Below are 9,115 nucleotides of genomic sequence, written 5' to 3'. Positions count from 1 at the left end.
TTCCCGAGAAGAACCGCCAAGTGGTGTTCCACGCGAACTGCTCCCCGCGCCCGCGGGGTTGTTCCCTTCACGTACCGCACCGACGTGAGCAGGTTCGGCTGCTCCCCGCGCCCGCGGGGTTGTTCCCTCGATGCGGCGGCCGCGGACGGCCTTCTCCTCGCTGCTCCCCGCGCCCGCGGGGTTGTTCCCCGGCGCGTACCCGAGCACGTGGTGCGCGCACAGCTGCTCCCCGCGCCCGCGGGGTTGTTCCCACGGCGAGCACGACGGCCGCCTACGCGGTGCGCTGCTCCCCGCGCCCGCGGGGTTGTTCCCGCCACACAGGAGAACTACGTGATGGTGTACGGCTGCTCCCCGCGCCCGCGGGGTTGTTCCCTCCGGCCAGGTGCCGGAGGAGTACCGCCGATGCTGCTCCCCGCGCCCGCGGGGTTGTTCCCTCCCACGGCTCGGAGCCTTCGCCCAGGTCGGCCTGCTCCCCGCGCCCGCGGGGTTGTTCCCGGCGACCGGCTCCTGGCGCTTCCCATCGCGGTCTGCTCCCCGCGCCCGCGGGGTTGTTCCCCGAAGAGGCCGGGCGGCCCGGCGACACGCCCACTGCTCCCCGCGCCTGCGGGGTTGTTCCCACCCAGTCGGACAGCGGCCGTCCGCAGCGCCTCTGCTCCCCGCGCCCGCGGGGTAGTTCCCGCGGCGACCAGCTTGCATGCCTTGGTCCCCAGAGGGCGATCCGATGGGCATGGCGTTCTGGCGTTCGCCGCGCCTAGCCAGTTGCTCGCTCGCTCTCGCCATGTATTTCCTGTGAGTGCCGACGGAGGCGCGCTTTCCACACCTGCAGAAGTCCTCCTGGGCTGCTGGTATGCGTGGGAGAGATCCCGGCCCGTAGACTGGTCAAAAGCCGCTACATCACGCGCGATTAGCATCCAGCGCGCGACGGTTTCCGTACGTTGTCGCTCGATAGTGAACATCTCAACATGTATGGCGTAAGACAGCCTTACAGTCGACAGCATGACCAATGATGATTACCCCGAGCGGCTAACAAGCCTGGTCCAAATGCGTTTCGCTACGCCAGGGCCTCCCGCAAGCGCCACAACAAATTTCTTTCCGCGGCGATCGGACGGCGCTGGGATTGTTCTTGGAGGGGGCTCTCTCGTACCTCTCAGTAGGAAGTCGCGACCTCCGCCAGAGGCTCGTGCGGTCAGTGAGTACGTAGACAAGAGGGACCCCGGCTAAAGGCAATCTAGCGTCTTCCCCAGACCTGCGGGGATGGCCCCATGTAGGGCGTCAGTGATACATGCTCCCCGCACCTGTGGGGATGGTGAAGTGCTCCCGGACTATTCGAGGCTCTGTGCGTTAACTCCCACCGCAGGTTGGGGCTGATGTTGAGCGTGGCAGCTGGTCTCGTGCTCCTGGGGTTGGATGTGGCCGAGCTGACCACGGTCACGATGAGAACACAGACGGCGTGGTGCGTTGCTGGTCAGCCCGAACGCGCCCCAACCACCCGTAGTTGCGCGGCGGGTGAGCGGCCGCGGCTGAGCGTCTGCACGACCGCCTGCGTCATTGCGTCGAGGCCTGACACCTACCCTTCCGATCGGGCTCGCCACACCAGTATCGGCCTGCCCACATTCCTCACCCTTCCCCCCTGACGTCCCGCACCCGCGCACTCTTCCGCATGGATCGGCGACCCTCCTCTTTTCTGGAACGGACCCCTACGACGATGATCTCCACCATGCTGGCGATCGGCACGGGCGCAGGCACCCTCGCGGTGACGGCCGTCTCGGCGCTGTGCGTCGGCATCCTGGGCACCTACACCCTGCTGCACCACCAGCAGGTCTTCGCCTGGATGCGCAGCATCCGCCACGCAGACCAGTCGAACGCCGAGCTCGACAAGCCCGACCAGTGGCTGGCCGACCTGTACAAGGCGCAGTGCCGCTTGGCTCACAAGCCCTGCCGCGCCGAGGACTTCGAGGAGGTCACCCAGATCGGCACCATGCTCCGTGGTGTCGCAGATCAAACGCACGCAATCGCACCCGAGCTGGCTCGGGTTGTCGAGCGGGTGAAGGAGTACGTCGCCACCGCCCTGCCCGATCCTGGTCCGGCGGTGAAGCTCTCCCTGCTGGAGCACCGCACGCAGTTGGTGAAGGCAATGCAGCAGGAGAGCGCCCGCGGCGAGCTGGCCCGGGCCATGATGGCAGCCCAGCAGAAGATCACCCATCTCAAGCGCGGCTGACCACACATCACGAGGCAGAGGCCGTCACCAGACCACCCCCGCAGCCGCTCGCACCCATCGGGTTGGTGAAGACCAAGTCCCGTCAGGGCCTGACCTCTACGCAGCAGGCGGTCGACGGTCGCGGTGGCCAGGGTCTTGGGCATAGGTCGGGGCCCCGCCGATCTGCCGGAGCGTCGAATCCAGACAACTCGCAATGGTCGGCAGCGTTTTGTCGAGGACCGGGATGATGACGCGGAACCTGGACCAGGCCAGCCAAGCGCACCACAGCCAGGTCTTTCGGCCCGCGATTTTCGGTCCGTCGCCCCAGTCCCATTGGATCCACAAACCCGGCTCGGGAATCCACGGTCTGAACACCCTGCGGTGGCCGGCCTGATACGACGCTTTCGCCGCGGCGACCGCCCGCCTGGTGGTGCGGTCGGTGCCGGTGAAGCCCATTGCCGCGATCTTTTCGTGGACCCGGTCGGCACCGATCCTGCCGCCGGACCGCTCGATGAGTTCCTCGATCTTCGGCAGATAGTCGTCGATCATCTTCGGCCGCTGCTGGCGTTTCGTCGGGTCGCCGCCCTTGCCGCGAAGCTCGACATACCGCTTCACGGTGTGGTGGTCGACTCCGGACAGCTCGGCCGCCGCACGGTAACTCCCCGTGAGGTCGTACGCTTCCAGAATTTCCATGATCTCCTCTTTGGTCTTCACACCGGCCAAGGGAACAGGCCGGATGATCAAGACGGCGAAGGGATCACGCGTCCGCCAGTGGGGACGTTCGCTGTCCGCCAGCGGGGAGACGATCTATCCGCCTACGGGGAGCATCACATTTCCGCCGTCATTACGCCCGAAATTTGCTGAGCCAGGTTCCGAAATCGGCCCAGCCATGGGTGGCAACGCTGCTGCGGACCGTCTTCGAACAGCCCGATGCCGACGCCGTTCAGTCCCAGATGCAGCACGTCCTGGACGCCCTGGAGGCCAAGTTCCCCAAGGCGGCAGCCCACTTGGACACCGCCCAGCACGACCTTCTGGCGTTCACCGCGTTTCCGCGCGAGATCTGGCGGCAGATCTGGTCGAACAACCCGCAGGAACGACTGAACAAGGAGATCCGCCGCCGCACCGACGTGGTCGGTATCTTCCCCGACCGCACCGCCGTCATCCGCCTGGTCGGCGCGGTGCTGGCCGAACAGAACGACGAGTGGACCGAGGCCCGCCGCTACATGGGGCTCGACCTGCTGGCCAAGGCCCGCCTCCATCCGATCGGGTCAGAAACCGACGACACCGACCTGCCCACTGAACTCACCGCATAGCCTCAAAGAAGAGATCACCGAGTGGCCGTCAATACACCACTCCAGCGGACGTCACCCCGCGAGGACCAGCCAGCGGTCGTGCAAGGGATCACCACCCCGTTCAACTCCGGTGTGAACGAAGGCCGGATCACAGACCTGAAGCTCCAGAAAAGAATCATGGCTGGCCAAGCGGGAGTTCCACTCCTTCGCCACCGCGTCATCCTCATGGCCCACCTCCGACGCCGCTATCGGTGACGGAGCGTCACCGGCGCACGGTGGCACACCCCGGCTTCACGGAAATCTATAAGATCGCCCCGGGGAGGTGAGATGTTGTCTTTAGCGATCACCTGGCAGCTGGGCAGCCACGGGTGGGCCACCGTCAAGGTGTCGGACGATCGCGGCGAGGCAGAGGTCGTCGCTTCCTACATCACCGATGCGCCCGAAGAGTTCCTCTACGCCGTTGCCCGACTCGTCCTCGGTGACGAGGAAACGCGCGCCGAGTTCAACGGAGAGCCAGAGCTGTATCGGTGGTTCTTCCGCAGAGACGGTTCAGCGGTCGATGTCCGTCTGGTCCTGGCCGACAACGCCCAACTCCCGGAAGGCTCAGCGATAGTTCTCTGGTCAGGCCGCCACACCGTCATGGCACTGGCACGGTCCACCGTCCGGGCCTTCGACCGGATCGCGTTCGAGCAGGGCGAGGAAGGCTACGACGCCCAATGGGGCCGGCCGTTTCCGCGAACCGAACTCGAAGCTCTGCGAACAGCGATGCGGTCGCACCAGAGGGTTCCAGAGGCGAACGGCACAGCCACCGAGGCCGGTTGAGGAGTAGCGAACCTGGGCCGTCCGACGCCGCTCGGCGGTAGCCAATGACGACCAACAACGACGACCAGGCGCACGAGCCACCGCCCCTGACCAGCAAAAACCCAGCTCACCAAGATCCCCGACAACACCCTGAGGAAGAGGTGAGGCTTCACCAGCTGCCTGGTGGCCTCCACGACTGGTCCTCTGCGCCCTCTCTGACCTCCCGGGCAGCTGCCGAGTCTCGGGCGACGGCTCACCCGTCGGCCGCCGCGCGGCCGGGGAAACCGGGCCTTGTGGCACGCCGGGGAGCTGTCGCAGGCCCGTATGGAGGCGCTGGAGGAGATCGATCCCGGCTTGTCCCCGGAGTGGGAGATCAGCTGGGCATGCTGTCACCGGTTGCTGCTCCGGCACGTCCAGGCCGCAGGCGCGCTGCCCGGCAGGGCGGGTGAGCTGGTGGTGCAGGGCGAGGACCTAGCCGTGTGGATCGCCGGACAGGTCGCCGGGTGGGACAAGCTGGCTCCGGCGCAGCAGTACCTGTTGGAGAGCCTCGGAGTGGACCCCGACGTCACGGGGCAGGAGGTGCGGCCGGTGCGGCGGTCACAGGAGGAGCTGTGGGAGCGGAACATGACCGCCGCCCGCCAGTTCCACGCCCGCGAAGGGCACCTGCGGGTAGGTCGTCAGCACCGCGAGGACGTCGACGGGGAGATTGTGGGGCTGGGGTCGTTCATCCCTTCTGGGCCCGGGTCCAGGTCGAACTACTCAACCGCAGACGGTGGCGGACGCGTCTGGAGCTGTCCACCGCGCTCTTCGAGTACCTGGAAATCTTCCATAACCGACAGCGCAGGCACTCTGCGCTGGAGTTCGCCGGCAGCGGGAAATGGTCCCGGGCCAAGCGCCTTTCGGAAGCCTCCGCCCATGAGGAGGACCTGCGGGTCATGGCCTACCGGCTGATGGACAGCGCCGCGCTGCAACGAGCACGGCTGACCGGGCTGATGCTGCGCGCGGACGACCTCCTCGACGCCGACCAGGTCGCCGAACAGGTCTCCCTGGACGCGGCACGGGAGGCGCGGCTCCTCGCGGAAGCGGTCGTCGACCGCGCCCGGTCACGGTTCGGAGCACGGGTGATGGTGGGCCCCGCCGCGCTGCTCGCCAGAGCGTCCTAGGCATGGGCCCCGCGATGGATCCCACGAGCCGGCGCCCACGGCAGGCGCACCAGACGGCAGTCGACCAGGACGCGGTCGAACTGCCGCCCCCCATGCCGCAGCCGTTGTCGCACTGGAGCGAGACGATGACCAACTGCACCGGTCTCTGGCTTGAGATGCAGTGGCAGGGCAGGCGCGAGAGGACGGAGATCCTGGAGATCCTCGATATGGCCGACGGCCGCCGCGCCCTGCTGGCGATCGTGAACACACGCCGGCCGGACATCCGTATGGCCTGGGTCGTCTGGGACCCCGACCGCATGGGACTGGTCAACCGGTGGGAGCGGGGAACGCCGTCGCCGGCGGAGGCGGTGAGGTGCAACGGCGACGTCCACCCGATCGCTGTGGGGGAGATGACCGACTGTTTCACCGGGAACTTCACCACGTTCCCGCCGTACCGCGCGGTCGAGGTACGGGCCGGCGGCCGATGGCACCCAGGCCGGCTGACCGCCTTCCATCACGGACCGGAAGGCCGGGCGGTGGCATCGGTGATGACGCTGTTCTACGAGCCGGAATGGGAGACACACGTCGCCTACAAGCGGCTGTACCAGTGGGATCCCGCCACGATCAGAGCGGCGTCGGGAAGCGGGATCATCACCCCCCCCACAGCGACCGCGGAGAGCGCAGCTGACGCAGACGGTGGCGGAGCCCTCGGGTGGGCCGCTCCGGCTATGGATCGAGCAGGAAATCGACGGTGCAGTTGACACGCTTGGCGAGATCGCTGTCGGTGTATCGGGAGCTCGGGTTCAGCTCAGGGAAGCCGGATTCCTTGGCCAGCTTGTACTGGACCCGTCGATGGTGGGCGCCGATCCCCTGGAAGATCAGGGGAACCATCTTGACCATGCGGACGTCCGTCTGCCCGGCTGTGACGAACCAGCCGCCGGGGATGGGGAAGAAGCGGTCGAACGCCTCAAGAGCTGTCGGGATCTCGTCGGCCGGGATGCCGGAGTACTTCGACATCCACTCGAACTCCTGCTCCTCCCGGTCATCGAGATAGAACCCGCCCCACCCCCAGAGCAACTGCTGCCAAAAGGTCGCGTAGCGACGGAAGTTCGGCTGTTCACGCAGCCAGGCCATGCCGCTGTGGAACGTTGCTGGCAGAGCGTGGTACGTAAGCCCTTGGAAGATGAAAACCTTCCGGTCCTCCGACACTCTGAACTCCGGCGCGCCGTTGGGATGCGCGAGCGCGTAGTCGACTGCCGACTTCAAGATCGACAGCCGGGCTCGGTGCTCCAAGTAGGCGCAGGCCTGTAGTTCCGGGTGTTTCCCGTCAAGCATGCCCCTGTAGCTCACGCTGCCGGCAGTCTCCGACTGCGGATCAAACGTCTCTCCATCGAGCTCATCGGCATAGCCGCGCGTCAGCTTCGGGTGCTCAGCGTATGCCTCGTACAACATCGCCAGGGACTCTTCCGGTGCCCGCGCGAAGAAGGTGCCGTTGTTGATCTGCCGATGGTAGGTCTTCGCCGCCCGAGCCCCTTCATCTCCTGCCTTGGCCCGCTTGTGAATGAGCTTCACGAACTTGCGCTCGACGCTGTAGGAGTGGCGCCACAGCCCGATGAGATCGGGTTCCTCGAACCCTCCGAAGCCCTTCTCCGTGAAAAGGTCCGGGGCGGTCGTGAAGTCGTCGAAGCAGACGACATCCAGGCCCAAGGGCTCCATTCGGCGCGGCGCGGTTCCGCGGTCGTCCCACCGGGTGACGAAGAAGGCGCCGCGGGCAATCTTCAGGTACTGCATCCACCCGACGACCTTGAACAGATCGGTGTATCCCCAGCCCCCGCCCTTGACTTCGACGAGACGTCGCACGGCCTCCTTGTGCGCGTAGTCCGTGGTGACGATGTCAAGCTCCAGGAGGTCCGCCGGATCGGACTCCACGATCTGCTTCTCCACGTAGTGACCCGACGCCTGGAACAGCGCGGCAACGTAGTCCTCAAGTTCATCGCCGGCCCGTGGAATGTCCGGCAGCTCAACAGACCGCCCGCTCATTAATGATCCTCTCCGCCCAGACGGACTCTATCGGCCGGAAGGCCAAACTGGCGGGCCCTCGTTCCCGTGCCCGGCGTAGCCTGCTCGGGAGCACGGACCGTGACGTTGCGCCTCGTTCGGCTCCACACGCTCTGGGAGATGGGAGCCGGGCATGGCCAGCAGCGGGCAGATGGAAGCTTCCGCCTTGGCGGTGATGGTCAACGAGCGCGCCGCCGTGAACGTCCGGCTGGCACTGGTCTCGGACGCACAACGGTGGCAACTGCATCATGGCCTGGTCACCTTGGACGACGACGCCCCGGTAAAGGAGCGATCCTGGCGCTACAGCACGGCGTGCTTCCTCGAACTGAGATTGCCTGGCCGGGAGGTTGCCGCGCTGCTGCGAGGCGAGGGGCATGTGCACGGCCTTCACATCGTCTGTCCCGGCCCACTGCCCTCCACTGCTTCCACGTACCGACTGAGTGGTCGACAAGAGTGGGGCCGGGTGACCACGCCATGGCCGCGCACCGAGTGGACCCTCAGCCGGGACACCAGCGCGCCCCATCCCGGCCATGGCCTGCTGGTCGGGGACGGCCCATCGTTCCTGAACTTCGATCAGGCCCTCAGCGCATTCCTCCATCAGCGCCCCCATGACGCCAACGCCGGCCGTGAGGACATGTGGCGCATCGTCCTGCCGCAACGCGCGGCCTGGTTTCCCCAGATCACCATCAGCCCCGACCTGCTGACGGCCGTCGTCGAGGGCGAGGCCTTGGACGGCGCAATACTGGAGCTGAGTTGGGCGGCGGGCAACCAGAGCCAGTCCGTCGATGGTGCCGGCACCTACAGCTTCGCGCTGCCCCAGGGACTTGCGCCCGACAGCCTGTTGATGCTTCGCCGCGAGGACCAGTGGCTGGACTGGCGGAGCTTTCCGGCTCCCACGTACGGGCGCGCCCGTGACGCTTCGGTTGTCTGGGAGCAGCCCGGCCCTGAGCTGGACGTCCTCCTGGCGAACGGTGAAGGACAGCACCTGGAGTGCAAGCAGGAGGTTCCGCAGGGTGACTCGCGGAAGAAGATGCTCAAGACCGTCGCTGCCTTCGCGTCGCGGGACGGCGGTACTGTCTTGATCGGCGTCCGGGATGACCTGCAGATTGTGGGCCTGCCCGAGGGATCGAACGTCGACAAGCAGGAACTCCAGGTCGTCGACATGATCCGGGACAACCTGGAGCCGGCGCCGCCGTACGAGACACGTGTGATCGACTACGACGGCAAGAAGGTCCTGGCTATCGAGGTCTCCGGCGGGGGCCAGATGTACGCCTACCGCAATGGACAGCGCCCAGAGTTTTATGTCCGCGTTGGCCCGAATACGGTGCCCGCACGCCACCATGAGATTGCCGCCGGATTCCGGCGGGCCCCGACCGTCACAGCACTCTGACCAGACTGATCACTCGAATTCGAGTGGAATCGTTCGAATCGACGGCACCGAATCAAACAACCTGGACTATCGGTCCCTCGATCAGATCACTGGAACTGAGGCGTGCTGTGCCCAGGTGCTGATCTGGGTTCGTTCGGATTCGGACCAGCCGCTGGCGATGATTGAGCCGTCGCGGCTGATCTGAGCGAACTCGCTCTTCCCAGACCACGGCTACGACCACGACGTCTATCGCGGC

At 66.3% G+C, this 9,115-nt stretch carries 6 protein-coding genes, 3 pseudogenes and 1 CRISPR repeat array (1 of these 10 only partly in view); of the genes and pseudogenes, 7 read left to right on the top strand and 2 right to left on the bottom strand.

What is annotated here, in order from left to right; translation table 11 throughout:
* A CRISPR array of direct repeats spans positions 1-678; the repeat unit is 29 nt; unit sequence CTGCTCCCCGCGCCCGCGGGGTTGTTCCC (it extends 695 nt beyond the left edge of the window).
* Between the two features lie 1,039 nt (positions 679-1,717).
* Complete coding sequence (locus ACIHIX_RS24355) at positions 1,718-2,218, top strand: hypothetical protein (RefSeq protein ID WP_399959494.1); 501 nt, start codon at positions 1,718-1,720, stop codon at positions 2,216-2,218.
* A 141-nt stretch (positions 2,219-2,359) separates the two neighbouring features.
* Here the strand turns inward: ACIHIX_RS24355 and ACIHIX_RS24350 are convergent.
* Positions 2,360-2,911 (bottom strand): annotated as a pseudogene (locus ACIHIX_RS24350) (IS21 family transposase); the annotation flags it as partial.
* Positions 2,912-3,033: 122 nt separating this feature from the next.
* On the opposite strand from ACIHIX_RS24350, the pseudogene ACIHIX_RS24345 reads away from it, so the two are divergent.
* The 5 genes and pseudogenes from ACIHIX_RS24345 to ACIHIX_RS24325 all read left to right on the top strand — a co-directional run.
* Positions 3,034-3,510 (top strand): annotated as a pseudogene (locus ACIHIX_RS24345) (transposase); the annotation flags it as partial.
* Between the two features lie 306 nt (positions 3,511-3,816).
* Entirely contained in the window at positions 3,817-4,311 is a 495-nt protein-coding gene (locus tag ACIHIX_RS24340; protein ID WP_399959492.1) for a hypothetical protein, read from the top strand.
* A gap of 710 nt (positions 4,312-5,021) precedes the next feature.
* Positions 5,022-5,156: pseudogene (locus ACIHIX_RS24335) on the top strand (IS3 family transposase); the annotation flags it as partial.
* A 69-nt stretch (positions 5,157-5,225) separates the two neighbouring features.
* Positions 5,226-5,453 carry a hypothetical protein gene (locus ACIHIX_RS24330; RefSeq protein ID WP_399960223.1) on the top strand — a complete coding sequence of 76 codons (228 nt, stop codon included), beginning with the start codon at positions 5,226-5,228 and terminating at the stop codon, positions 5,451-5,453.
* A gap of 14 nt (positions 5,454-5,467) precedes the next feature.
* A complete protein-coding gene (locus ACIHIX_RS24325) occupies positions 5,468-6,193 on the top strand; it encodes a hypothetical protein (RefSeq protein ID WP_399959490.1) in 726 nt (241 codons plus the stop codon).
* On the opposite strand, the gene ACIHIX_RS24320 is transcribed toward ACIHIX_RS24325, so the two are convergent.
* Positions 6,159-7,472, bottom strand: coding sequence for a hypothetical protein (locus ACIHIX_RS24320; protein ID WP_399959488.1), 1,314 nt, complete (start codon positions 7,470-7,472; stop codon positions 6,159-6,161). The two genes, ACIHIX_RS24325 and ACIHIX_RS24320, sit on opposite strands and share 35 nt — an antisense overlap.
* 151 nt (positions 7,473-7,623) lie before the next feature.
* Between ACIHIX_RS24320 and ACIHIX_RS24315 the strand changes: the two genes are divergently transcribed.
* Positions 7,624-8,880, top strand: coding sequence for a helix-turn-helix domain-containing protein (locus ACIHIX_RS24315; protein WP_399959486.1), 1,257 nt, complete (start codon positions 7,624-7,626; stop codon positions 8,878-8,880).
* Positions 8,881-9,115: the final 235 nt, after the last annotated feature.

The organism is Streptomyces sp. NPDC051913 (assembly GCF_044593635.1).
GTDB lineage: Bacteria > Actinomycetota > Actinomycetes > Streptomycetales > Streptomycetaceae > Streptomyces.
The sequence above is the reverse complement of the archived record's forward strand: the minus strand, read 5'-3'. Positions and strand labels throughout refer to the sequence as shown.